The sequence below is a fragment of the Amycolatopsis magusensis genome (assembly GCF_017875555.1).
Classification (GTDB): domain Bacteria; phylum Actinomycetota; class Actinomycetes; order Mycobacteriales; family Pseudonocardiaceae; genus Amycolatopsis; species Amycolatopsis magusensis.
This window is the reverse complement of record NZ_JAGGMS010000001.1, coordinates 2781437-2803096: the sequence shown is the minus strand read 5'-3', so window position 1 is coordinate 2803096 and position 21660 is coordinate 2781437. Positions and strand designations below refer to the sequence as shown.

17 protein-coding genes are annotated in these 21660 nt (G+C 70.4%); 4 read left to right on the top strand and 13 right to left on the bottom strand.

Features of this window, described 5'->3' with window-relative positions:
- Positions 1-42 precede the first annotated feature (42 nt).
- Positions 43-1080: a DNA polymerase IV gene (locus JOM49_RS13005; RefSeq protein WP_209664550.1), complete on the top strand. Its 1038-nt coding sequence runs from the start codon at positions 43-45 to the stop codon at positions 1078-1080.
- Here the strand turns inward: JOM49_RS13005 and JOM49_RS13000 are convergent.
- From JOM49_RS13000 to JOM49_RS12965, 8 genes are all read right to left on the bottom strand, one after another.
- Complete coding sequence (locus JOM49_RS13000; RefSeq protein ID WP_209664549.1) at positions 1077-1220, bottom strand: hypothetical protein; 144 nt, start codon at positions 1218-1220, stop codon at positions 1077-1079. The two genes, JOM49_RS13005 and JOM49_RS13000, sit on opposite strands and share 4 nt — an antisense overlap.
- A gap of 93 nt (positions 1221-1313) precedes the next feature.
- Complete coding sequence (locus JOM49_RS12995; protein ID WP_209664548.1) at positions 1314-1523, bottom strand: acyl-CoA carboxylase epsilon subunit; 210 nt, start codon at positions 1521-1523, stop codon at positions 1314-1316.
- Positions 1520-3052: an acyl-CoA carboxylase subunit beta gene (locus JOM49_RS12990; protein ID WP_209671137.1), complete on the bottom strand. Its 1533-nt coding sequence runs from the start codon at positions 3050-3052 to the stop codon at positions 1520-1522. Before JOM49_RS12990 ends, JOM49_RS12995 begins: the two co-directional genes overlap by 4 nt.
- Before the next feature lie 215 nt (positions 3053-3267).
- Positions 3268-3504 (bottom strand): DUF6222 family protein, encoded by a 237-nt coding sequence (locus tag JOM49_RS12985; protein ID WP_209664547.1) that lies wholly within the window; start codon positions 3502-3504, stop codon positions 3268-3270.
- Positions 3501-4547 (bottom strand): NAD-dependent epimerase/dehydratase family protein, encoded by a 1047-nt coding sequence (locus tag JOM49_RS12980; RefSeq protein WP_308158731.1) that lies wholly within the window; start codon positions 4545-4547, stop codon positions 3501-3503. The genes JOM49_RS12985 and JOM49_RS12980 overlap by 4 nt, the downstream gene beginning before the upstream one ends.
- A 7-nt stretch (positions 4548-4554) precedes the next feature.
- Entirely contained in the window at positions 4555-5028 is a 474-nt protein-coding gene (locus JOM49_RS12975; RefSeq protein WP_209671135.1) for a flavin reductase family protein, read from the bottom strand.
- Positions 5029-5171: 143 nt separating this feature from the next.
- Positions 5172-5672 carry an acyl-CoA thioesterase gene (locus JOM49_RS12970; protein ID WP_209664545.1) on the bottom strand — a complete coding sequence of 167 codons (501 nt, stop codon included), beginning with the start codon at positions 5670-5672 and terminating at the stop codon, positions 5172-5174.
- 2 nt (positions 5673-5674) lie between these two features.
- Complete coding sequence (locus JOM49_RS12965) at positions 5675-11518, bottom strand: type I polyketide synthase (protein WP_209664544.1); 5844 nt, start codon at positions 11516-11518, stop codon at positions 5675-5677.
- Between the two features lie 397 nt (positions 11519-11915).
- On the opposite strand from JOM49_RS12965, the gene JOM49_RS12960 reads away from it, so the two are divergent.
- On the top strand, positions 11916-13145 hold the full coding sequence (locus tag JOM49_RS12960) for a cytochrome P450 family protein (protein ID WP_209664543.1): 1230 nt from the start codon (positions 11916-11918) through the stop codon (positions 13143-13145).
- Positions 13146-13623: 478 nt separating this feature from the next.
- On the opposite strand, the gene JOM49_RS12955 is transcribed toward JOM49_RS12960, so the two are convergent.
- From JOM49_RS12955 to JOM49_RS12945, 3 genes are read right to left on the bottom strand one after another with little or no spacing between them, the layout of a single operon-like run.
- Positions 13624-14460, bottom strand: coding sequence for a phytanoyl-CoA dioxygenase family protein (locus JOM49_RS12955; protein WP_209664542.1), 837 nt, complete (start codon positions 14458-14460; stop codon positions 13624-13626).
- Complete coding sequence (locus JOM49_RS12950) at positions 14457-14702, bottom strand: phosphopantetheine-binding protein (RefSeq protein WP_209664541.1); 246 nt, start codon at positions 14700-14702, stop codon at positions 14457-14459. Before JOM49_RS12950 ends, JOM49_RS12955 begins: the two co-directional genes overlap by 4 nt.
- 42 nt (positions 14703-14744) lie before the next feature.
- Positions 14745-16088, bottom strand: coding sequence for a condensation domain-containing protein (locus tag JOM49_RS12945; protein WP_209664540.1), 1344 nt, complete (start codon positions 16086-16088; stop codon positions 14745-14747).
- Positions 16089-16278: 190 nt separating this feature from the next.
- Between JOM49_RS12945 and JOM49_RS12940 the strand changes: the two genes are divergently transcribed.
- Entirely contained in the window at positions 16279-17460 is a 1182-nt protein-coding gene (locus JOM49_RS12940; RefSeq protein WP_209664539.1) for an acyl-CoA dehydrogenase family protein, read from the top strand.
- A gap of 27 nt (positions 17461-17487) precedes the next feature.
- Entirely contained in the window at positions 17488-17904 is a 417-nt protein-coding gene (locus JOM49_RS12935) for an SgcJ/EcaC family oxidoreductase (protein ID WP_209664538.1), read from the top strand.
- Positions 17905-18460: 556 nt separating this feature from the next.
- Here JOM49_RS12935 and JOM49_RS12930 read toward each other — a convergent pair.
- Positions 18461-20023, bottom strand: coding sequence for a 4-hydroxyphenylacetate 3-hydroxylase N-terminal domain-containing protein (locus JOM49_RS12930; RefSeq protein ID WP_209664537.1), 1563 nt, complete (start codon positions 20021-20023; stop codon positions 18461-18463).
- A 22-nt stretch (positions 20024-20045) separates the two neighbouring features.
- Positions 20046-21656 (bottom strand): tyrosine 2,3-aminomutase, encoded by a 1611-nt coding sequence (gene cmdF, locus JOM49_RS12925; protein WP_308158730.1) that lies wholly within the window; start codon positions 21654-21656, stop codon positions 20046-20048.
- Positions 21657-21660: the final 4 nt, after the last annotated feature.

Genomic DNA, 21660 nt, shown 5'->3' with positions numbered 1-21660 from the left:
AAGGTCACGTGTCAACCCGCGGTCGGGGTGCACACTGTGGGCATGCCGGAGAGCTGGGTCCTGCACGTGGACCTCGACCAGTTCATCGCCGCGGTGGAGGTCGCGCGGCACCCCGAGCTGCGCGGGAAGCCGGTGGTCGTCGGCGGCAACGGTGACCCCGCCGAGCGCGCGGTGGTGGCCACGGCCTCCTACGAGGCACGCGCCTTCGGCATCGACTCGGGCATGCCACTGCGGCTGGCCGCCAAGCGCTGCCCCGAAGCGGTGTTCCTGCCGAGCGACCCGCCCGCCTACGAGGAGGTCTCCGAGCGGGTGTTCGCCGCCGTGCGCGAGTTTCCGGTGGTGGTCGAGGTGATGGGGTGGGACGAGGGGTTCATCGGCGCGCGGACCGGCGATCCGGAGGAACTGGCCGGGCGGATCCGCGCGGCGATCACCGAGCGGACCGGGCTGTCCTCTTCGGTCGGCATCGGCGACAACAAGCTGCGCGCGAAACTGGCCACCGGGTTCGCCAAGCCCGCCGGGGTCTACCGGCTCACCGAGGAGAACTGGGCCGAGGTGATGCACGAACGCCCCACCGAGGCGCTGTGGGGCATCGGGCGGAAGACCTCGAAGAAACTGGCCGAGCTCGGAGTGTCCACAGTGGCCGAACTGGCCGCGGCGGACCCGAAGGCGCTGGCCGCGCGCTTCGGCCCGACCATGGGGCCGTGGTACCGGATCCTCGCGCTCGGCGTCGGCGACACCGAGGTGACCAGCACACCGTGGGTGGCGCGCTCACGCAGCCGGGAGACCACGTTCCAGGAGAACCTCACCGACCCGGCGGAGATGGCGGCCGAGATCCGGAAGCTGGCTGAGCGCGTCACGCAGGACGTGCTGGCCGAAGGCCGCCCGGCGGTGCGGGTCGCGGTGAAGGTGCGCTTCGCCCCGTTCATCACGCAGACCCGCAGCCTGACCCTGCCCGCCCCGACTACCGACGGTGGCGAACTGGAACGGGCGGCGCTGGCGGTGTTCGACCGCTTCGAAGTGCGGCGGCCGGTGCGGCTCCTCGGCGTCCGAGCCGAATTCACCCCACCGGACAGCGCCTAGTTGTAGCCCAGGACGATCGGCCCTTCGACGTACTGGCGCGGCGAGGGCACCACGGTGGTCTCATCCACGCCGAAAGCCTCCTCGATGAGGTCGGGCGCCAGCGTGGCGGCCGAGTTCTCCCCCGGTTCCGAGTACTCCATCAGCGGACCTCCGTAGCCGTCTGTGCTTGTCCACCCAGTGTGCCGCAGCTCACTGATGTCCTGCTGACGTCCCGCTTGATCCGGAGGTTCTCCCTAGGAGTTCCACGCGCCGGGAGCGTGCTGCACCGGGATGCCGAGCGTGCGGGACCGGTCGGCCCAGCCACTGCGCGGCTCCGGTACCACCGGCGCCGCCGGCTCGGCGGCCGCCGCCAGCAGGGCGGCCACCACCACGGTGACCGCGGCGAGCTCGAAGTCGTCGGGCTCGCCGCGGACCACCCGCACCAGCGGTTCCCCGCCGGTCACAGCGGGACGTTCCCGTGCTTGCGCCGCGGCCGCTCGGTCCGCTTGTCCCGGAGCATGGCCAGCCCGCGCGCGATCGCCGCCCGGGTGTCCACCGGGTCGATCACGTCGTCGACGAGCCCGCGTTCGGCGGCGTAGGCCGGGTCGAGGAACTCCTCGGTGTAGGCCCCGATCAGCTCCTGGCGCAGCGGCTCCGGGTCCTCCTCGGCCGCCAGCTCCTTGCGGAACAGCACGTTGACCGCGCCCTCGGCACCGAGCACGGCGATCTCGTTCGTCGGCCAGGCCAGCGACAGGTCGCAGCCGATGGACCGCGAGTCCATCACGATGTACGCGCCGCCGTAGGCCTTGCGCAGCACCACCTGGATCCGCGGCACGGTCGCCTCGCAGTAGGCGTAGAGCAGCTTCGCGCCGTGCCGGATCACCCCGTTGTGCTCCTGCTCGGTGCCCGGCAGGAAGCCCGGCACGTCGACCAGGGTGAGCAGCGGGATGTTGAACGCGTCGCAGAAGCGCACGAACCGCGCGGCCTTCTGCGAGGCCTCCCGGTCCAGCACGCCGGCCAGCACCATCGGCTGGTTGCCGACCACCCCGACCACCTCGCCGTCCACCCGCCCGAACGCGCACACCACGTTGCGCGCCCACAGCTCGTGGATCTCGAAGAAGTCCTCGTCGTCGACGACCTCGGCGATCACCTTGCGGATGTCGTAGGGCTGGTTCGGCTCCACCGGCACGATCTCGGCCAGCCGCGGCCGCACCTCGGACCCGGCGCCGCTGCCCACCGTGCGGGGTGCCGGTTCGAGGTTGTTGCGCGGCAGCATCGACACCAGGTAGCGCACGTCGGCGAGGCAGCTCTGCTCGTCGTCGCAGACCACGGCGGCCGAGCCCGACAGCTCGCCGTGCACGTCGGCGCCGCCGAGTTCGTCGTGGCTGACCCGCTCGCCGCTGACCACCTCGACCACGTCCGGCCCGGTCAGGTACATCCGGGCGGTGTCGCGGACCATGAAGGTGAAGTCGGCCAGCGCCGGCGAGTACGCGGCACCACCGGCGCACGGCCCGAGGATCACGCTGATCTGCGGGATCACCCCGGACGCGGCCGCGTGCCTGCGGAAGATGCCGCCGTAGCCGTGCAGCGCCTCGACACCCTCCTGGATCCGCGCGCCCCCGCTGTCGTTGAGCCCGATCAACGGCGACCCGGTGGCCAGCGCCAGGTCCATCACCTTGTGGATCTTCGCCGCGTGCGCCTGCCCGAGCGAGCCGCCGAACAGGGTGAAGTCCTGCGAGTAGACGAAGACCCGCCGTCCGTCGATGGTGCCGGACCCGGCCACCACCCCGTCGGTGTACGGCCGGTTGTCGCCCAGCTTCGGCCCGCTCAGCTGGTGCCTGCGGTACAGCTCGACCTCGGTGAACGAATCCTCGTCCAGCAGCAGGTCGAGGCGCTCGCGCGCGGTCAGCTTGCCGAGCTTGTGCTGGCGTTCCGGCTTGCCCTCGATGATCTTGGCCCGCTCGGCGTCGCGCTCCTCGCGCAATCCGGCCATGGTGCGCCCGGCACGGGAGAAGTCCCGCCCGGGCTCGCGGACGGAACGCTGCCGCCCGCCGGCCGGGGCGCGCCCCGTTCGCCCCGCTTCGGTGCGGTGCCGGGGAAACGGCACAACGACGTCGTCACCCCCCACCGCGCGCGCGGACCCGGAGCGCCCGGCGGGAGCCGCCTGCCCGGGGTCCAGCGCGTAGGCGTTGGCGTCCGTCCGCTCGCTCACGCCGCCCTCCTGGCCTCTCGCTCGGCGTGGTCGGCCTCCATCTGCGCGACCAGGTCGCTCCAGCGCAGGCCCCGGCCCAGCCGCGGCACCGAGGGGTACGGCGGGCCGCTCAGCCAGCGGGGGTCAGGCGCGTCGTGCGCGTCGGCGGGCACGGCGGGCGGCTCGGCGCGGCCGAACAGCGGGATCGGCTCGGTGCTCTCGTCGTTTCGCTGGGGAACGGATTCGGCGCTCATCGGACAGCCCTTCCTGGTGACAACGACATCGGCACCGGCGTGCCCAGCACACCGGCCTGCCGATCGGACAGGTGGCCGGCGCGGTGCAGCCACCGCACCGCGTCGGTCAGGGTCGCGGCCAGCGGCCGCGGGCTCAGGCCGGCGGTGGGCACGGCGTCCCCGACCCGCGCGTCGCACGCGCAGGCGTAGATCGCGCCGTACTCCGCCGGGATCCGCCACGGCCAGACCCGCTGCGCGAGGTCGGCCAGCCTGCCCACCGGCACCAGCGCGGCCGGTGGCAGGAACAACGCGGGCAGCGCGCGGCCGGTGACCTCACGCACGGCCGCCACGTAGTCGCGTGTGGACACCGCGCGGCCGGGGCCGAAAACCCGGTTGGAGCCGGGGAAGTCGGTCAGCACACGCGCGTGCAGTTCGGCGGTGTCGCGGACGTCGCCCATCGGCAGTCCGCCACGCGGCCAGAACGGCATCAGCCCGCGCAACACGTTGCGCAGCCGGGCGTTCTGGTCGCCGAGTTTCGGGTCGTGCGGGCCGAGCATGGCCGGCGGATAGGTGATCACCACCGGCGCGCCCTCGGCCTGGTGCCGCCGCGCGACGACTTCCGCGGCGGCCTTGGTCGCCATGTAGGCCTCCCGCGGCTCGCCCACCGGCGAGTCCGGGCCCAGCGGTTCGCGCGAGGGGAACAACGCGGCGACGCTGGACACGTGCACGATGCGCCCGGCGCCCGCCCGCCTCGCCGCCGCCAGCACGACCTCGGTGCCGCGCTCGTTGACCGCGCGCATCACCGCCCGCTGACGGCTGTCGAACGAGTAGACCGCGGCCGCGTGCAGCACGGCGTCGGCACCGCGGACCGCGGCGGCCACCGCGGCTTCGTCGGTGACGTCACCGGCAACCACCTCGACCGCCCCCGGGTCCACGCCCAGCGGCTCCAGCGCGGGACCGGCCGAAGCCGGGTCCCGCGCCAGCAGCCGGACGCGGTGCCCGCGGGCGGTGATCGCCGCGACCGAGTGGGCACCGGCGAACCCGGTGCCCCCGGTCACGGTCACGGTCAACCTAGGCCGAGGCGCGGACATCCGGGCCCACCTGGTGGTAGTCGCCACCGAAGAAGGTCAGCGCCTGCGGTCCGGTGCCCCGCTTGGAGCTGACCACGTTGCCGAGGAAGATCGAGTGGTCGCCGCCCTCGTACACCTCGGCCAGGCTGCACTCGACCCACGCCAGCGAGCCGGACAGCAGCGGCGAACCGGTGTGCGGGCCCGGGTACCAGTCGACCGAGTCGAACTGGGCCAGCCCGCGCGGGCGCCGCCAGTCGGCGAAGTACCGCGCCAGCTCGCGCTGCTCGGCACCGAGGATGGACACGGCGAACGACTTCGCCGACAGGATCGCGTCGTGCATCCGGGCCGCCCGCGAAACGCAGCACAGCACCATCGGCGGGTCCAGCGACACCGAGCTGAACGCGTTCGCGGTCATCCCGTGCCCCCGCTCGCCACCGGCGGTGATCACCGTGATCCCGGTGGCGAACTGGGACATGACCTCGCGCAGCGTGGTCGGCGTGGACAACCGCTTGCGGCGCTGCGATGGCAGCACCGAGAGCGATTTCAGCGGTGCCACCGGAGCGGGCCTGGCGGCCGGCTCCACCGGCTCGGCCGCTGCCTGCACGGTTTCCGACACGGTCAGACCCCCTTGCTCCTGGCCGGCGCCGTTGCGGCAATGTCCTTGACGGCGGCCGCGGCCTTCGGACCTTCGGCGTAGGGTGCGAGCGCCTCACGCAGCTGCTCCGGCACCCGGGACGGGACGGTGTTCGTGTTCGGGCCGCGCATGCAGGCGATGCGCTGACGGCCCCTGGCCACCAGGTTCTCCTGGCCGCCGGTGATCTGGACGTAGTCGAAGCTGAACTGGATCTGCGTCTGGGTCAGCTCCTCCAGCCGCATCCGGATGGACAGCTCGTCGAAGGCGGTGATCTCGGAGAAGAACTCGCACTCGACCTTCAGCGTGAACAGCTTCAGGTCGTCGCGGACGTCCTCGAGCACCGCGGGCGCCTTCTCCTTGAGGAACATCTCCCGGCACCGGCCCTGCCAGCGCAGGTAGTTGACGTAGTAGACGTTCCCGACCAGGTTGGTCTCCTCGAACCCGACCGTGTGGCGGATCTCGTAGTAGCCCGGCGTGTTCGCCATTCTCAGCCTTCCTCTCCTTCGAGTACCGCGAAGACCACGGGGTCCGGCCGGTCTTCGATCGTGGTGGTCCAGGTCGCGATCCGGGCCTCGCCGCTGGACAGCAGCGCCCACCCGTCCGGGTGCACCTGCTGCACGGTCAGCGCCTGGGTCATCTCGCCGGTCTTGCGGATGCACTCGAGCGCGCTCCACACCCGGGTGCTCGCCGCGGCGATCGACTCACCGGTCTCCGCGGCCAGCAGGTCCCGCACCGCCAGCAGTTCGCTGCCGAGCAGGCCGGCCCAGTCGTCGTCGGTGCGCTCCACCACGGTCTCCACGTCGCAGGTGAGCTGCCCGAACCCGGCGACCGCCAGTGTCAGGCGCGAGCTGTGCGAAGCGGAGATCTCGAAGCCGTCGGTCTCGGGCTTGCCGTCGGGCCGGTACTGCACCTCGGCGGGACGGCCCAGCGCCCGGGAGAGCGCCAGCTTCGTCTGCGCCCGCCGCTCCGGCGTGGCCCCGACGTCGACGCCCAGCGGGTCCGGTTCCACCACGACCGCCCTGGTGCCGCCGAGCACGCGCTCGCAGGCCCGCTCCAGGTAGGAGCCCAGCATCGCGGGCGTCCACGGACCGGCCCCGTCGCGCTTGCGGACCGCCCGCAGCGACAGCCCTTCCCAGCGCTCCACCAGATCGCCACCCGGCTCGCGGATGTCGAGGTCGTAGACGTAGGTGTCGCCGTCCTGCGAACGCTCGCGGGCGTCGAGCACCACGAACTCCACGTCCTGGTCGGCCGGGTCGGCCAGGTACAGCCGCTCGATGCCCTGCGGCAGCAGCGTCGCGTCGGGGACGCAGCACTGGATCGCGTGCATCATCGTGTCGCGGGTGCCCGGGTCGGCCAGCAGCTTCTGCTGCGGCAGGAAGGGCGCGAACCAGGAGTGGCCGGCGTCGGCGGAGACCTCGGCCACCGCGTGCCGGGCGCTGGCGCGCCGGTAGGCGGTCAGCTTCTGGAACCGCTTGCCCTGGAACAGGACCGTGCCGTAGAGCTCGGTCACCGGGTCGACCGGGACCAGCGGCAGCGGGTTGCTCAGGTCGGCGAAGGCACCCGGCTCACCGGCCAGGTCCGGCCTGCCGAAGCACAGCCGGGCGCGGAAGTGGTCGGCGCTGAACCCGGTGTCCTCACTGCGGATCACCACGTCCACCGTCTCGCCGTTGCGGGCGAGCGCGGCCAGCCGGATGGTGGTCGAGCCGCCCGGCGAGACCACGATCGGCCGCAGGAACTCGACGTTCTCCAGCACCGGCGGGCCGCTCTGGCCGGTCACCGCGGCGGCCACCTGGGTCATCGCCTCCATGCCGATCACCGCGGGGAAGAGCAGGTCCCCGTCGAGCAGGTGGTCGGCCAGGTACGGGTCGCTGCCCGCGGACAGGTCGGCCTCGGTGATCAGCTCGACGCCCGGGTAGTGCACCACCGCGCGGTCGACGAACCGGGTCAGCGGCAGTTCCTGGCGCTGGACCGGCAGGGTGGCCAGGCCACCGGTCCGGCCGCAAACCACCAGCACCGGCGGCGAGTCCGGGTCGGCCAGCACCTGGCGCAGCATCTCGATGCCGTTCTCGGTGGGGATCGGCGTGATGCCGTCGCGCATCAGGGCGCCGACCACGCCGAGCTTCTCGCCCATGCCGGCCCCGGACCAGACCGACCACTCCAGCGCGAGCACCTTCGCCTTCGGGTGCTCCCGGCCGAAGCGCAGGGTCAGCTCGGTCATCCAGTCGTTCGCGGTGGCGTAGTGCGCCTCACCGCGGAGCCCGGCGCGGCCGATGATGCTGCCGAAGGTGACCAGCAGCTTGATCTTGTCCTCGTCGACCGCGGCGAGCACCGCGCGGAGGCCGTCGATCTTCGGTGCCAGCGTCTTCTGGAAGGTTTCTTCGGTCAGGCTGAACAACGCGCTCGGCTCGTTGCGGCCGGCGCCGTGCAGGATCGCGGTGACCGGGCCGAGTTCGGCCTGCATCTTGTCGACCGCGTCCTTGATCTGCTCGGCCGAGGTGACGTCCGCGGATTCGTAGCGGTAGTCGATGCCCGCCGCGCCCATCCGGCCGAGGTTCTCCGCCAGTTCGGCGTCGTTCTCCGGCAGGCTGCGGCCGAGCAGGGCCAGCTTGGCGCCGGACTCCTTGGCCATGGCCAGCGCGCTTTCGGCGGTGATGCCCTTGCCGCCACCGGTGACCAGCAGCACGTCCCCGGCGGACAGCGGCGAGGGACCGGGGTCCTCCGGCGGCGCGGGCAGCGGCTTGAGCACCGGCACCCAGCGGTTGCCGCCCGCGTCGTAGCGGGCCTCCGCGAAGTCCACTGTGGACGCGACCTCGCTGACCACGAAGCCCATCGCCTCTTCGACGGCCAGCGGGTTGGTGGCCGCGGCGTCGGGCAGGTCGACGATCGTGGTGCGGATCGAGGGGTCCTCCAGCCGCAGGGTCTTCGCCATGCCGGAGGCGCCGAGTCCCTGCTGCACCAGCACGAAGCGGGTACCGGAGGGAGCGCCCATCACCGCGCGGCCGGCGTCGAGGAACAGCCCGACGTGGCTCGCGTCGGCGTCCGGCGGCAGGCAGAGCAGCACGCCGTCACCGATGCCGGCCGCGGCCAGCGCCGAACGCAGCGGCTCGGCCAGCGGGTGGTCGTCGGTGGAGAACACGGTCCACTCGGCGGTCGTGCCGCCGGAGCCGATGTCGGCGAAGGGGCGCGGGGCCCGCACGTACTGCACCGCGAACGGCCGCACCCACGGCGCCACACCCGGGACCTCGCCCTTGGGGGCGTCGTCGGAGCGCTGCGAGGTCTCCGCCAGCTCGTCGATCATCTCGGCCAGCTCGCCGAGGCAGACGGTGGCGAAGTTCGGCATGCCCTCCAGCGGCGGGCGGCCGAGCGCGCGGGTCACGTCGTTGACGATCTGGCCCACGGTGATCGAGGACAGGTGCAGGTCGTCGAGCGGGTGCGTGTCCGCGGTGACCGTCTCCAGCGGCAGCTCCACCCGTTCGGCCGCGAGCTTGCGCAGCAGGTCGAGGGTGCTGCCGGCGTCGGTGTCGACGGCCGAGTCGGCCTTCGACGCCGCGGTCGCCTTGGCCTCGGCGCTCTGCTGGCTGCGGAGCAGCTCCAGGTCGATCGACGGCGCGGCCTCGCAGGGGCTTTCCAGGAAGGACATCTCGCCGTCCAGCGGCAGCGGCCGGACCACGCGACCGGCGAACAGCGCCGCGGTGTCGAGCGCCGCGCCGAGCGCGAAGGCGGCACCGGCCACGCCGAGGATCGCGGAGAGCGAGCCGCTGTCGGTGTCCACCGAGAGCACCGGTGTGTCCGGCGCGATCTCGCTGAACAGCCCGGCGAGCACGCGGCCGGGGCCGACCTCGATCACCAGGTCGCTGCGCTCGGCGGCCTTCGCGGCGGCTTCGCGGAAGCGGACCGGCTGCACGATCTGGTCGCGCAGCAGCTCGGCCACGTTCTCCGCGGCGTGCAGCACGTCGCCGGTCACCGTGGAGATCACCGGGCGGTTGAGCCGGTCGAAGCCGAAGCCCTCGAGCTGCTCGGTCATCGCCACCGCGGCCGGTTCGACCAGCGGCGAGTGGAAGGCGTGGGAGACGTTGATGCGGGTGGCGGTCACGCCCTGGGCGCGGGCCTTCTCGCAGACCCGGTCGATCGCGTCGGCCGGTCCGGAAAGGACGGTCTGGCGCGGGGCGTTGTAGCCGGCGATGACCACGTCCTCGCCCTCGGCGAAGCGCTCGGCCTGGTTGGGCTCGGCCTGCAGCCCGGCCATCGCGCCACCGCCGTCGCTGGCCGTGGCCATCACCTTGCCGCGGATCCCGGCCAGGCGCAGCACCTGCTGCTCGTCCATCGCGCCGCCCCAGTGCAGGGCGGTCAGCTCGCCGAGGCTGTGCCCGACCGCGGTGTCGGCCTCGATGCCGAGCCCGCGCAGCACGCGCAGCGCGGCCAGCGAGCCGGTGACGATCCGCGGCTGGGCGACCTCGGTGGCCACCTGGTCGCCGCCCGTGGGCAGGCCGGCGGCCTGGAAGATCTCGTCGGCGGCGGTGAACCGGCGGCGGATGGCGCCCGCCGCGCCGCGCCCGGAACCCTGGCCGGGGAACAGGTAGGCGATCTTCGGGGTGGCGTTGCGGTTGCCCGCGTAGATGCCCTCCGAAGCGCTGAAGATGCTCGTCTCACCGCCGTCGAGGCGGCCGCGCAGCCGGTCCAGCTTGCGGGCGGCGTCCTCCGGGTTGGTGGCCACGATCGCGGCGCGGGCGGCGCCACCGGACAGCTCCCCGGCCAGCGTGCCCGCCAGGTCGGTCAGCTCCGCCATGGACAGCTTCGCCGCGACCGCGACCAGGTCGGCCACGCGGTCGCGCAGCTGGGTCAGGTCCTCGGCGTCGAGCAGCAGCAGCTCGGCGTCCTGGCGGCCGGTGACCAGCGCGCGGGTCCGCTCGTCGAGGTCCTCGCGGCGCTGGATGTCCGGGCCCTGCTCGACGGTGACGTGCGAGTTGATGCCGCCGAAGCCCATCGCCGAGACACCGGCGCGGATCTCCTTGCCCGCCGGGAAGAGCCCGGCCTCGCGCGGCACGTACATGGTGGCGTCGTCGGCGGTGAGCAGCGGGTGCGGCTCGTTCTGCCCGGTGCCCGGCGGGATGACCTGGTGGTGGACCGCCAGCGTCGCCTTGATCAGCCCGGCGATCCCGGCGGCGGCCTTGGTGTGGCCGAAGTTGCCCTTGATGGTGCCGAGCGCGGCCTTCTCGGCCGACGGGTCGGCGTCGCGGCGGGCGCCGGACAGCGCGATGATCTCGGTCTCGTCGCCGAGCGCGGTGCCGGTGCCGTGGCCCTCGAAGTAGGACACGGACTCCACGCCGTACCCGGCGCGGTTGTAGGCGCGGGTCAGGGCGAGGCGGTGACCGGCGGCCTCGGGACGGGTGATGCCGCCCTTGCCGTCGGAGGAAACGCCCCAGCCGGCCAGCGTCGCGTAGATGCGGGCGCCGCGGGCGATCGCGTCCTCCTCGCGCATCAGCACGACCATGCCGGAGCCCTCACCGGGCCAGAACCCGTTGGAGTCGGCGTCGTAGACCTTCATCTCGCCGGTGGCCAGCGCGCCGGTCTTGGCGAAGCCGATCACCTCGAAGGGGTCGATCGAGAGGTCCACACCACCGGCGAGAGCCACGTCCACGTCGCGTTCGACGAGCGCGTTGGCCGCGGTGACGATGGACAGCAGCGAGGACGAGCAGGCGCCGTCCACGGTGAACCCGCCGCCGCCGAGGTCGAAGTAGTTGCAGATGCGCCCGGCGATGGTGTTGGCCAGGCCACCGGCCAGGCTGTCCTCGTTGATCTCGGGGAACGGCGCCTTGTACTGGACTTCCAGCTCACCCAGGAAGGTGGCGATGTCCTCTTCGCCCCAGCCCTTCTCGGCCAGCGCGGCGGCGACCGTGCGGCGGACGTACGGCCACCGCAGGCGCATGATGTTGGCGCGGGAGAACTCGCCGGTGAGGCTGTTGCCCAGCACCACGCCGGTGCTCAGCTTCGGCAGGCCCTCACCTTCGGGGAACCCGGCGTCGGCCAGCGCCCTGGCGGCCACGTCCAGCGCCAGCCAGTGGGTCATGTCGGTGGTGCGGAAGGTGCTGCCCGCCACCTTGTACTTGACCCGGTCGAACTCGAAGTCCCGCAGCACGGCGGCCTTCTCCGCGTAGAACCGGTCCGGCGCCTCGGGGTCGGGCGAGTAGTAGTCCTCGCGGTTCATCCGCTCGTCGGGTAGCCGGCGGAATGCCCGCCGCCCCGCCAGCACGTTCTCCCAGAGCTCGTCCGGAGAACTGGCGTCGGGGTAGCTGAGACCGATGCCGACAATCGAAATCCGCTCAACACTCACGCCGCACTCCCCATCAGTCCTTTTTCGTCTCACCGCGAGGTTCACACGATCGGGTTCCAGCATGCAGGGGCGGTTCGGCGGCGTCTTCTCCCATTGTGCCCAGCGCTTCGAGGCCTTCGCGCAGGTCAGCGGTACTCGAGCGAGCTTCTTCCCGCTCCCGCTATGCGATCTTCACGCCCGCGCGGGGACCCGGTCACGCGAATCGCGAGTGAATCACCGCGCCACTACCCCGGTCAATCCCGCGGGCGCACCCCGGCAATAGCGGAGAATGTCCCATCTTCTCCATTGCCGAATTGCTCCGAATGCCTTCTCCGGCCGAATTCCCGGCCGTAGCATCCGCTGTGGCTACAGCCCCGACGGCATTCCGGGGGCCTTTGGCACGATTCGGGAGAAAATGATGGAGAAACGCTGCCCCTACGCCCTCGACACCACCGGCCGGGACATCCACGCCGAAGCCGACGGCCTGCGCAAGCAGGGCGCGGCCGTCCAGGTGGAACTGCCCGGCGGTGTGGTCGTGTGGTCGCTCAACAGCTACGCCGCGATCAAGCAGGTGCTCACCGACCCGCGGGTGACCAAGAGCGCGCGCAACCACTGGCCCGCGTTCATCAACGGCGACATCCCGCGTGACTGGGAAATGATCAGCTGGATCGCCATGGACAACATGGTGACCTCCTACGGCAAGGACCACGTGCGGCTGCGCCGCCTGGTCGGCAAGGCGTTCACCCGCCGCCGCACCGAGGCGATCAAGCCGCGCATCGTCGAGCTGACCGAGATGCTGATCGGCGCGCTGGAGCAGGTGCCCGCGGGTGAGGTCGTGGACCTGCGCGAGCGCTTCGCCTACCCGCTGCCCGCGATGCTGGTCGCCGACCTGATCGGCATGGGCGAGGCCGCGCGGCAGAGCACCGCCAAGGTGATCGACATGATGGTGGACACCACCGTCACCCCGGAACAAGCTCAGGCGATCCTCGGCGGCTGGCGTGGCGCGATGGCGGAACTGATCGCCGAGAAGCGCGCGAACCCCGGTGAGGACATCACCAGCGACCTGATCGCCTCGCGCGACGAGGACGGCACGCGCCTGTCCGAGGAGGAGCTGACCGACACCATCTTCGCCATCCTGGGTGCCGGTTCGGAGACCACCATCAACTTCTTCGACAACGCGATCACCGCGCTGCTCACCCACCGGGACCAGCTGAACCTGGTCACCAGCGGCGAACTCTCGTGGGACGCGGTGATCGACGAGACGCTGCGCGTGGAGTCCCCCCTGGCCCACCTGCCGCTGCGCTACGCCGTCGAAGACATCGAACTGGACGGCGTCACCATCCCGAAGGGCGACGCCCTCCTGGTGAACTACAGCGCCATCGGCCGCGACCCCGCCGTGCACGGCGACAGCGCCGACGTCTTCGACATCACCCGCGAAGACAAGGACCACCTGTCCTTCGGCCTGGGCCCGCACTTCTGCCTGGGCGCCGGCATCGCCCGCGCGGTCGCCACCATCGGCCTGTCCACCCTGTTCGAGCGCTTCCCGAACCTGGACCTGGCCGTCTCGCGCTCGGACCTGGAGCCGCTGCCCACCTTCATCATGAACGGCCACCGCTCCCTCCCCGTCACCCTGAAGCCCGCCGCCTGACCCCCTCCTCCACTGTCACGAATGTGGCTTTCGAGACATCCAACGTCCCGAAAGCCACATTCGTGACACTCCACGGCCTCCCAAGTGCCGTGAATGTGGCTTTCACGGCGGAATCGGCCGTGAAAGCCACATTCACGGCATCAGCACGCCCCCACCCCGCCGACCTGGACACGAATGTGGCTTTGGGGGCGTATTCCGCCCCCAAAGCCACATTCGTGTCCTCAACCGGCAGCCGAGCCCCAAACGCCCCCTGTAACAGAAGCCCCCCGGAAAGCCGCCGCCCAGCAACGGAACGGGCCCCGACCACCATCCTCCTCACAAACCGCCACCGGCCACACAAACCCGAGCACCAGAGCCACCCAGCCCTCCCCATCCCCGGTCCCCAGCCCAAAACACGGCGAGGACCCTTGTGTCAAGGCATCTTTCCCGCCTTGACACAAGGGTCCTCGCCGTCGTCACAATAAAATACCGGGGTGGCTCACTCCTCCGAAGTAAGCAGCGAATAAGGGTCTTCCATTTCGTACCACCCCAACCCCGGCGGACACCGGTCATACCCCAGCAACCGCCGCACTTCCTCCGGGTAGGCCAGCACCATTTCCCGCGGCACCGCCAGGTACTGGTTCTCCTCCTGCCGCAGGTTCCCCAGGTCCAGTGCGATCGTCATCCCGGTCCGGGGAGAATCTCCCACGTTCTTCCCGCCACCGTGGTAGACCCCGCCGAGCCAGATGAGCGCACCGCCCGCCGGCATCTCCGTCGGGATGGCCTCGCTCGCCAGCGGCGGCCGTTCGTCGTCCCAGTGGTGGCTGCCCGGGATGACCAGCGTCCCCCCGTTTTCCGCGGTGAACTCGCTCAGCCCGACCATGATCTGCACCCGGCTCGTGGGCCCCGGGTGCCGCCGCAGGTGCAGCGCGTCGTCGCGGTGCAGGGGCTGCTTGCCCTGCCCCGGGTGGATCTGGATGAGCTGCGTGCCGCTGATCTGGATGGTCGGCGTCATCTCCACACGCGAGCGCCCCAGCCAGATCGGCACCGGCTTCTGCATGATCCGCCGCGCCGCCCCCAGGTACAGCGGGTGCGTCACGATCGGCGTCAGTTCCTTCGTGCGCCCGAACAGCGAGGACACCCGGCGGGTCTTCGTGCCGTTGTACCAGTCGTCGCCGTAGTCCTGCGCCTCCAGCGCCGGCCGGAAGTCGGCCAGCAGCGCCTCGCGCGTGATGTCGTCGGCGAAGTCCTCGACGATGATCGCGCCATCGCGCTCGAGGATCTCTTCGACGTCGTCGAGGCTGTGGCCGGACCGGACGCGGACCAGACCGCTCACCGGGCGGCCGCCTTCGCCACCACGTCCTTCACCAGGACGGCCAGCGAGGGGTCCTCCTCGAAGATGTCACCGACCTCGATCTCCACGCCGATCTCGTCCTCGATCCGGGAGACCAGGCGCACCGCGGTGATCGAGTCGCCGTTGAGGTCGAAGAAGGTGGCCTCGCCCTTGCCGTCGGGCACGCTGAGCACCTCCTTCCAGATCTTCCCGACCGTCTGCTCGAGGTCCAGGTTGCTCGTCATCTCGCCCATCCTCCGGGGTGTCATCGGCCAGCGCCGCGTCGGCTAGATCTGGTCCAGCGGGGTGTCCGGCGCGCCGACGGTGTTCTTCAGCGTGCCGAGGAAGTTCGCGGCCAGCTCACGCATGCCGTCCGCGTCGTACAGGTTGGTGTTGAAGCCGAGGGTGCCCGCCATCTCACCGTCGAACTCCATGTCGATGTGCCACATCGAGCCGTCCGGGATGTCCCCACCGGCGGCCTGCGGCAGCAGGCGCCGGCGAATCTCCTGATAGGTGAACCCACCGGCGTCCCCGGTCGCCGCGAACGGCGAGCGGAACACCTGGAAGGCGCACGGCGCGCCGTCGTCGGCCATGCCCGGCCCCATCAGCTGCGGGGCCTGCGCGGCGATCTCCCCGAACGGGATGTCCTGCGCGTAGGCCCGCAGGCAGGTGCGCCGGGTGCGGCTCACGACGTCGGCGAAGGTCTCGCAGCCGCTGAGGTCGGTGCGCAGCGGCAGGTAGTTGAAGAAGGCGCCGACGGTGTCGTGGAAGGAGGCCTCGCCACGACCGGAGGTGAAGGTCATCACGACCACGTCGGTCTCGCCGGTCAGCTTGTGCAGGAAGGCGTTGTACGCGGCGAGCAGCACCATGAACGGCGAGCTGCGCGTGGCCTTCGCGGTGCTCAGCAGCGCCGCGCCGAGGTCCTCGGCGATGGAGAAGCGGTGCCAGGCGGTGGTCTTGTCCCGGCCCGCCGAGCGCGGGAAGTGCGTCTTCAGCGGCAGGATCTGCGCGCCTTCGAGCTCCTTGGCCCAGAACTCGCGCGACTTCGCGGCGGAGTCGCTGGTCAGTTTCTGCTTCTCCCACACGGAGTACTCGGGGTACTGCCGGGCGTCGGCCAGGCCGTGCGGGCGGTTCTCCAGGCGGCCGGCGTAGAAGGCGGCCAGGTCGCGCATGATCAGCGGCATCGACCACTCGTCGGCCGCGGTGTGGTGCACGATCAGCACGAGCACCGCGTCGTCCCCGTCGAACCGGCCGAGGAACGCCCGGATCAGCGGCAGTTCCACCGCGCTGTACGAACCCGACTCGATCTCGCCGATGAACTGCTCGGCACGCAGCTGGCGGTCGGCGGCGGGCACGTCACCCAGGTCGCTGACGAACAGCGGCACCTGGCCCGGCGGCAGCACCTTCTGGTACTTCTCGTCGCGGATCACCAGGGTGCGCAGGGCTTCGTGGCGGACGACCACATCGTCCAAAGCGGACTGCAGCACGCCCTCGTCGACGCCACCGGTGACCCGGACGCCGAAGATGATGTTGTACTTCGGCCCGAACGGACCCGCCTCGTCGCCCTGGTCCCACATGCACAGGAACTCCTGGTTGAGCGACAGCGGGATCCGGTCCTCTGCAGTACTCATGTTCTCCCGAACCCTTCTGGTGGTTCAACCGGCGACAAGCGGATCGTAGCCAGCCGCGAACGACCGGCGCTTCTCCCGAATTGCCTGGCAGTGGCGGCAATCGAGGAGACTCCGCCCGGTCGGCGCGAATGCGACCATCGGGAGGATTGTCGGGTGATTCTCGGCTGATTTTTTCTAGGAGGAAATACTGATGACGACGATCGATCTTCCGACGCGGGAGCAACTTGTTCGTCGCGCGTCCGAGCTTTCGCCGCTGATCAAGAAGCACGCGGCCTGGGCCGAGGAGAACCGGCGCATCCACGACGAGTCGATCGAGGCGCTGGCCGACGCCGGCGTGTTCAAGCTCCGCGTGCCGAAGCGCTACGGCGGCTACGAAGCCGACACGCGCACCCTGGTCGACGTGGCCACCGAACTCGGCCGCGCCGACGCGTCCACCTCGTGGACCGCGTCCGTCTACTGGATCCCCACCTGGATGGCCTGCACCTTCCCGGACGAGGTCCAGGACGAGGTCTTCTCCACGCCGGACGTGCGCATCTGCGGCACGCTCAGCCCGTCGGCGATGGCCGCGCCGGTCGACGGCGGCATCGTGGTCAACGGCAAGTGGAGCTTCATCAGCGGCGCGCACCACGCGCACTGGCAGGAGATCATCGCCGTGCTGGTGGCGCCCGACCAGCAGCCGGTGCCGGTGATGGCGCTGGTGCCGATGTCGGAACTGCAGATCGTCGACGACTGGTACACCTCCGGGCTCAAGGGCACCGGCAGCGTCAGCACCGTCGCGCAGGACCTGTTCGTGCCGTCGGCCCGGGTCATCCCGCTGCCGCTGGTGCTGCAGGGCCAGTACGCGTCGCAGCTGAACGCGAACTCGCCGATCTACCGCAACGCGCTGCTGCCGGTGGCTTCGGCCTCGTCGGTGGGCACCGTGGTCGGCGTGGCGCAGGCCGCGAAGGAGGCGTTCTTCGAGCGCGTCGGCAAGCGCAAGATCACCTACACCGCCTACGAGAACCAGGCGGAGGCGCCGCTGACCCACCTGCAGGCCGCGGAGGGCACGCTGAAGGTGGACCAGGTCGGGTTCCACGCGCACCGGCTCACGTCCCTGGTGGACAGCAAGGGCGAGCAGGGCGCCGAGTGGAAGCTCGAGGAGCGCGCCCAGGCCCGCGCCGACATGGGCGCGGTGGTGCGGCTGGCCAAGGAGGCCGTGGACATCTTCGCCACCGCCAGCGGCGGGTCGTCGATCTACAGCGACGTGCCGATCCAGCGGATCGCGCGGGACATCCAGGCGGTCAACCTGCACGCGCTGATGCACCCGAACACCAACAACGAGCTGTACGGGCGGGTCCTGTGCGGGCTCGAGCCGAACACCCTGTACATCTGAGCAGCTGAGCCGAGGGAGCCAACGGAGATGACCACTGCCGCAGTCCGGACCACCCCGTCCGCCGGGGACCAGGCCGCCGTCGCGCACATCCCGCAGCGGATCATCGCGGCCTGGGCCGCGCACGACGCCGACGCCTTCGCCGAGGTGTTCACCGAAAACGGCACGATGATCCTGCCGGGCCTGTTCCGCAAGGGCAAGGACGAGATCCGCGCGTTCATGGCCGGCGCCTTCGCCGGCCCGTACAACGGCACCCGGGTCACCGGGCAGCCGATCAGCATCGAGTTCTTCAGCGCCGAGGCCGGCGTCCTGATCACGCAGGGCGGTGTGCTGCACGGGGACGAGGCCGAAGTCGCCGATGAGCGGGCCATTCGTGCTTCGTGGGTCGTGGTGAAGGAAGCTGGTCAGTGGAAGCTGGCGGCTTATCAGAACAGTCCGCGGGGGTAGGTTGTTTTTTGGGGGGGCCACCCCGGTGTTTTAGTGTGACGACGGCGAAGGCCCTCTTGTCAAGGCTGGGAAACGTACCTTGACAAGAGGGCCTTCGCCGTGTTTTGGGCTTGGGACCGGGGATGGGGAGGGGTGGGTGGCTCTGGTGCTCGGGTTTGCTGGCCGGGCGCCGGTTCGGGTGGTGGGGGCAGGGTCTGTTTCGTATGGTCGATCTTCTGGCCGGGCGCCGGTTTGCTGGTGAGGCGGGCGAGGTTCGTAGGGTCGGGGTTGTGCTGGCCGGGCGCCGATTTGGTGGTGGGGGTGGGCGAGGCTCGTGTGGCCGGGCGCCGGGGGCTCGTGGGGGCGTAGAGGTGCCGTGAATGTGGCTTTCACGGCGTAATTCGCTGTGAAAGCCACATTCACGGCATGTAGGGGAGGGGGATGTCACGAATGTGGCTTTCGGGACGTTGGATGTCTCGAAAGCCACATTCGTGACATGGGCGGCGGGGCCGGGGACACGAATGTGGCTTTGGGGGCGTATTCGGCCCCCAAAGCCACATTTGTGTCCGTATGGATATCAGCCGTTCAGGATGTTGCCTCGGAACTGGCGTAGTTCGTCGAAGTTCGACAGGTCCGGGACGGTCCAGCCGTTCAGGTCGTACTCCGACATGCACTGGTCCACGAAGGCCTTGTACCCGTCGACTTCGCCGCTGGCCAGCTGCGCGTTGAGCAGCTCCACCCGGGTGTTCTCGTGGTTCCCCGCGTAGTTGCGCTCGTACAGCTCGTGCCGCCCGCCGAACTCGGTGCCGACGGCGTCCCAGAGGAGCTTCATCACCTTCATCCGCTCCACCGAGTCCACCCCGTCCGAACCGCGGACGTACTTGTCCAGGTACGGCCGGATCTCCGGGTTCTTGAAGTCCTCGGCACTCGAGTTCGAGTAGATCAGCCCGCTCGCCACGTCCTGCATGACGATCTCCCGCACCCGCGGGTAGCCGATCTGCATGAACCACCGGTACGCCTGGCCGTACGCCGGGTTCGGCAGCACGGCCCCGTTCTTCCACGCCACCGGGTTGCGCGCCGCGGCATCGGACAGGCCCCAGAACAGGTTGCGCCAGGCGAGCACCTCACCCAGTCTGCTCTGCACCCCGCGGAAATCCTTCGTACCGGTGATCTCCAGCGCCTTGGCCAGCAGGCCGGCGATGAATTCCAGCTTCACCGCGAGCCGTGTGCAGCCGTGGAAGGTGAAGCGCTCGGGGAACCCGGAGCGGCCGGTGAACAGCTGCACCTTGCCGATGTGCCCGTAGATGAACACGTTCTCCCACGGGATCAGCACCTTGTCCAGCACCAGGATGGTGTCGTTCTCGTCCAGCCTCGACGACAGCGGGTGGTCGAACGGGCTGCCCATCACCGCGCTGGTCGCGGTGTAGGACGGGCGGCAGATCAGCTTCATCCCCGGCGACCCCATGGGCACCGTGGCGACCAGCGCGAACTCCTTCTTCTTGATCGGCAGGCCGTAGTGGGCGATGAAGTTGTAGTGCGTCAGCGCCGAACCGGTGGCCACCACCTTCGCGCCGCTGACCACCAGGCCCGAGTCGGTCTCCTTCTCCACGTGGATGAAGACGTCCTCGACCTCGTCCGGCGGCCGGTTGCGGTCGACCGGCGGGTGCACGATCGCGTGGTTCCAGTACAGCACCTTCTCCTGCGACTCCCGGTACCACCGCCGCGCGTTGTCCTCGAACGGCGCGTAGAACTCGGCGTTCGCGCCGAGCGTGCCGAGGAACGACGCCTTGTAGTCGGGGCTGCGGCCCATCCAGCCGTAGCTCAGCCGCGACCACGCCGCGATCGCCTGCTGGTCGGCGACCAGGTCCTCGGCGCTGTGCGGGGTGGTGAAGAACCGGTGGGTGTAGCCGTCGGACCCGGTGTCCGTCGGCGCGGTGAGCACGCCCTGCTGGGCGGGGTCGTGCAGCGCGTCGTAGAGCCGGGCCGTCATGCGGATCGGGTTGCGGAACGCCGGGTGCGTGGTCACATCCTTGACCCGGTCGCCGTAGATGTAGATCTCCCGGTCGTCCCGCAGGCTTTCGATGTACTCGTCACCGGTGAACGGGCGCGTCTTGCGCACGCCGTCCTGCTCGTCCGTCATCGGACTCTCCCTTGTGGATTGCTCAGCGCAGTTCGACGCCGCTCTGACGGGCGGCATCGACGAACTCGCCGCGGGAGATCGCCGCGGCAACGGCCTCGATGTCGTCGCTCATGAAGCGGTCGCGGTCCACCTTGGGCACCAGCGAGCGCACCATCTCGTAGGTCGCCTTGGAAACCGGGCTCAGGCCCGCGTACCGCCCGGACAGGTCCACCGCCTGCGCCGCGGCGAGGAACTCCACGGCCAGGATGTAGTTGACGTTGCCGAGCACCTTGCGCGCGTTGCGGGCGGCGATCAGGCCCATGCTGACCACGTCCTGGTTGTCGCCGTTGGACGGCACGCTCTGGATGCTGGCCGGGCCGATCGTCCGGTTCTCCGCGACCAGCGCGGTGGCCGGGTACTGCGCACCGGCGAAGCCGCTGTTCAGGCCCGGGTCGCCGGCCACGAGGAACTCGGGCAGGCCCTCGCTGAGGTAGCGGTTGAGCAGCCGGTTGGTGCGCCGCTCGGAGAACACGCCCAGCTGGGTCAGGCCCAGGTTCAGGAAGTCCATCGCGAAGGCGATCGGCTGGCCGTGGAAGTTGGCGCCGTGGAAGATCTCCTGGCCCTCGAAGAACAACGGGTTGTCGTTGCTCGAGTTGAGCTCGGTGGTCAGCTTCTCGGCCGCGTGGTAGACGGTGTCGCGGATGGCGCCGACCACCTGCGGGATGGCCCGCAGGGTGTACGCCTTCTGCAGGTACACCTCGGTCTTGGTGACGCCGGTGTCGTCGCGGGCGGCCTCGGCCTGGCGGCGCAGTTCGGCGTGCTCCAGCGCGAGGGCGGTGCCCTTCATCAGCGCGCGCATGTTGAACGCGGTGTCGATCTGACCGCGGTGCGGGCGGGCGACGTCGTGGCCCTCGGCGAGGAACGGGCTGGTGGAGGCCTGCAGGGTCTCCAGCACCAGCGCGGTGACGATCTCGGCCTGGCGCACCTGGTCCAGCGCGCGGCCGACCACCAGGGAACCGAGGCCGGTCATCGCCGAGGTGCCGTTGATCATCGCCAGGCCCTCTTTGAACCGCAGTTCCAGCGGCTTGATGCCGTGCGCCTTGAGCACCGGGGCGGTCTCCACCCGCTTGCCGTCCTTGAGCAGGTAGCCCTCGCCGATCAGCGTGATCGCGATGTGCGAGAGCGGCGCGAGGTCACCGCTGGCGCCCAGCGAGCCGATCTCCGGGATGGCCGGGGTGATGCCGAGGTTCAGGTACAGCGCCAGCCGGTCGAGCAGTTCGGGGCGCACCGCGGAGTAGCCCTTGGCCAGCGCGTTGAGCCGCGCCGCGAGCATCGCGCGGGACTCCTCCTCGGAGAACAGCGGGCCGACCCCGGCGCTGTGGCTGCGCACCAGGTTGGTCTGCAGCTCCACCTCCTTCGAGACGTCCACCTGCATGTAGATCATCTCGCCGTAGCCGGTGGTGACCCCGTAGACCGGCGCGCCCTGGTTGACCGTCTCCTCGAAGATCTTGCGACTGGTCGCGGCCTTGGCCATGGACTCCGGGGATACCGTGCACAACACCTCGCGCGCGGCGACCCGGCGGACACCGGCGATGTCGAGGCTTTCGCCGTCGAAGGTAACCGGCATCTCGGCGTCGACCACAGAATCAGTCACGTTC

Bases quoted from the DNA above. Each gene is read 5' to 3' on its own strand.
- JOM49_RS13005 (WP_209664550.1), top strand. From the start codon at position 43: ATGCCGGAGAGCTGGGTCCTGCACGTGGACCTCGACCAGTTCATCGCC.
- JOM49_RS13000 (WP_209664549.1), bottom strand. From the start codon at position 1,220: ATGGAGTACTCGGAACCGGGGGAGAACTCGGCCGCCACGCTGGCGCCC.
- JOM49_RS12990 (WP_209671137.1), bottom strand. From the start codon at position 3,052: ATGGCCGGATTGCGCGAGGAGCGCGACGCCGAGCGGGCCAAGATCATC.
- JOM49_RS12985 (WP_209664547.1), bottom strand. From the start codon at position 3,504: ATGAGCGCCGAATCCGTTCCCCAGCGAAACGACGAGAGCACCGAGCCG.
- JOM49_RS12975 (WP_209671135.1), bottom strand. From the start codon at position 5,028: ATGTCCCAGTTCGCCACCGGGATCACGGTGATCACCGCCGGTGGCGAG.
- JOM49_RS12970 (WP_209664545.1), bottom strand. From the start codon at position 5,672: ATGGCGAACACGCCGGGCTACTACGAGATCCGCCACACGGTCGGGTTC.
- JOM49_RS12960 (WP_209664543.1), top strand. From the start codon at position 11,916: ATGGAGAAACGCTGCCCCTACGCCCTCGACACCACCGGCCGGGACATC.
- JOM49_RS12950 (WP_209664541.1), bottom strand. From the start codon at position 14,702: ATGACGAGCAACCTGGACCTCGAGCAGACGGTCGGGAAGATCTGGAAG.
- JOM49_RS12945 (WP_209664540.1), bottom strand. From the start codon at position 16,088: ATGAGTACTGCAGAGGACCGGATCCCGCTGTCGCTCAACCAGGAGTTC.
- JOM49_RS12940 (WP_209664539.1), top strand. From the start codon at position 16,279: ATGACGACGATCGATCTTCCGACGCGGGAGCAACTTGTTCGTCGCGCG.
- JOM49_RS12935 (WP_209664538.1), top strand. From the start codon at position 17,488: ATGACCACTGCCGCAGTCCGGACCACCCCGTCCGCCGGGGACCAGGCC.
- JOM49_RS12930 (WP_209664537.1), bottom strand. From the start codon at position 20,023: ATGACGGACGAGCAGGACGGCGTGCGCAAGACGCGCCCGTTCACCGGT.